We start from the raw sequence: 2,329 nt of genomic DNA on the forward strand, positions 1-2,329 counted from the left end.
GCGCGCAAGGTCAGCGCCGAAGCGCCGCCTTTAGGGATAGTGGGTGACCCCGTTTCCTTTTCTGGCTGCCTCTCAACGAAAGGCACTGCAATCATACAAGGTGTAGCAAGTAATTCCGATGGGGTTTTCACTCAATCCAACCTCCAGAGGCCATTCTAGAAAAAGCGGAAAAAATATTTTTCCCACTTTTGAAACAATGTTTATAACATCGAAGTTTATAACATTGAATTAACTGCCTTTGAACCATCAACCACTTTAAAACCCCCAACAACTCATGAAAACGTTTCAAGCCCCCACCCGCGACCAAGTGACGCCCGCCGTGCAAGGTGTATTCGACCACATGCAGAGTGCTTTTGGCATGGTGCCCAACCTGTACGCCACCATTGGCTACTCCGAAAATGCGCTGACGTCCTACCTGGCGTTCCAGAACGCCCAGGCCAAGGGCTCGTTCTCGGCCAGGGAGCGCGAGGCCGTGTTCCTGGCCGTGTCGCAGGTCAACGGCTGTGAATACTGCCTGGCCGCCCACACAGCCATCGGCAAGATGAACGGCTTCTCGGACGAGGACACCGTGCAGCTGCGCGCCGGTACCCACGCCGATGCCAAGCTGGGCACCATCACCCGCCTGGCGGCCAGCATCACCAAAACCCACGGCCACCCCTCGGCGCAGCTGCTGGAAGACTTCTTCGCGCTCGGCTACGGCGAAAAGGCCCTGATTGACCTGATTACGCTGGTGGCCGACAAAACCCTTGCCAACTACGTGCACAACATCACGCAGGTGCCGGTGGACTTCCCCGCCGCCCCGGCCCTGGCCGCTGCCACGGTTTAATTGCCGTCCACGTTACGCCGTAGCCGGGCGAAGCACCCGGCTGTCGCGTTGATGGCGCCAATTAATGTTATAAACATTAATATTTGCTCGTTTTAACGTTTTTTCACTCATGACAAACCTTGGAGTAGTAACCCGCGAAAACGCCCCCGAAGCCGCTAAACCGACCTTTGACGGCCTTTACAAGAAAATTGGCTTCGTGCCCAACCTCTACGCCACGTTCGCGCACTCGCCGCTGGCCCTCAACGGCTCCATTGCCTGGGCCGAAACCCTGCGCAAAGGCACGCTGAACGGCAAGGAGGCCGAAGCTATTTTCCTGGCCGCCTCCGAAGCCAACCAGTGCTACTACTGCGTGTCGGCCCACACCCGGATGGGGCTGATGCACGGCCTGACCGAAGCCCAGACCGTGGACCTGCGCCGCCAAACCAGTTCCGACCCCAAGCTGAACGCTATTTCGGTGCTGGCCCGCGACGTGGTGGAAAGCCGCGGCTTTCCCCAGCAAGCCAACATCGATAACTTCTTCGCCCAAGGCTACAGCAAGGCCGCGCTGGTCGAGCTAATTGGCTTCGTGGCCCTGAATACGTTCAACAACTACATCGAGCACCTCGACGGCGTGCCCGTGGACTGGCCCCTGGCCGAGCGCCTGCCCCAACCCGAAACAGCCGCCGCCTAACCCGCCATAACCAACCGCTGGAACCTGGCCGGCTGCCGCACCCTCGTGACGGGCGGCATCCAGCGCAGCGCATCGGCCACGCCGTGGCCGCCGAGCTAAAGCCAAAGACGCGGCCCCGGCAGCCGAAAAGAATACGGGTAAGAAAGAGGCTCGGCTGCCAACAGGAGGCTGTTCCGGCATCCTGGGCTTCAAACGGGTGTTACTTTACCCGGAAATCCATACGCAGCCTCACCCATGAAAGGCCCTTACCTAAACGACTGGCATCACTTGCGAACCAACTTACTGCGCGTTTCGGGGTGGCTGCGTTTTGAAATCAATGCCCTGCTGGAGCCCTTTGGGATTACCCAACCGCAGTTCAACATCCTGCGCATTCTGCGCGGGCAGCAGGGGCAGGCCATCAGCACGTTGGAAATCCGGGGGCGCATGATTGACTCGAAGATGAGCGACACCTCGCGCCTGGTCGACCGGCTGGCGGCCAAAGCGTTGATAACAAAAACCCCTAGCACTGCCGACAAACGTCTGGTGGACGTGGTGATTTCGGCGCAGGGCCTAGCTGTGCTGGGCGAGATTGACACCAAAATGGCGGCCCTGGACGACATTCTCAAGAGCATCACCACAGACGAAGTTCAGGCGCTCAATCGGCTGCTGGACAAGATTTCGGCCGGAATAACCCCCTGATTGTGGTCGAAGGAGGGGCTCATGGGCGGGGCTGGAGGAGTTTGGCGACGAGGCCGGTCCAGCCGGTTTGGTGGCAGGCGCCGAGGCCGCGGCCGGTGTCGGCGTGGAAGTACTCGTGGAAGAGGAGGCAGTCGCAGAAGTTGGGGTCGTGCTGC

General features: G+C 59.5%; 3 protein-coding genes. All 3 read left to right on the plus strand.

What is annotated here, in order from left to right; translation table 11 throughout:
* The first annotated feature begins 274 nt into the window (after positions 1 to 274).
* The 3 genes from J4G38_RS23605 to J4G38_RS23615 all read left to right on the plus strand — a co-directional run bounded on the left by J4G38_RS23605 (position 275) and on the right by J4G38_RS23615 (position 2,174).
* Positions 275 to 826, plus strand: a complete 552-nt coding sequence (locus J4G38_RS23605) for a carboxymuconolactone decarboxylase family protein (protein ID WP_210521382.1) — start codon at positions 275 to 277, stop codon at positions 824 to 826.
* A gap of 109 nt (positions 827 to 935) precedes the next feature.
* Positions 936 to 1,496 (plus strand): carboxymuconolactone decarboxylase family protein, encoded by a 561-nt coding sequence (locus tag J4G38_RS23610; RefSeq protein ID WP_210521383.1) that lies wholly within the window; start codon positions 936 to 938, stop codon positions 1,494 to 1,496.
* Positions 1,497 to 1,763: 267 nt separating this feature from the next.
* Entirely contained in the window at positions 1,764 to 2,174 is a 411-nt protein-coding gene (locus J4G38_RS23615; protein ID WP_210521384.1) for a MarR family winged helix-turn-helix transcriptional regulator, read from the plus strand.
* Positions 2,175 to 2,329 lie beyond the last annotated feature (155 nt).

Source organism: Hymenobacter terricola (genome assembly GCF_017921975.2).
GTDB lineage: Bacteria > Bacteroidota > Bacteroidia > Cytophagales > Hymenobacteraceae > Hymenobacter > Hymenobacter terricola.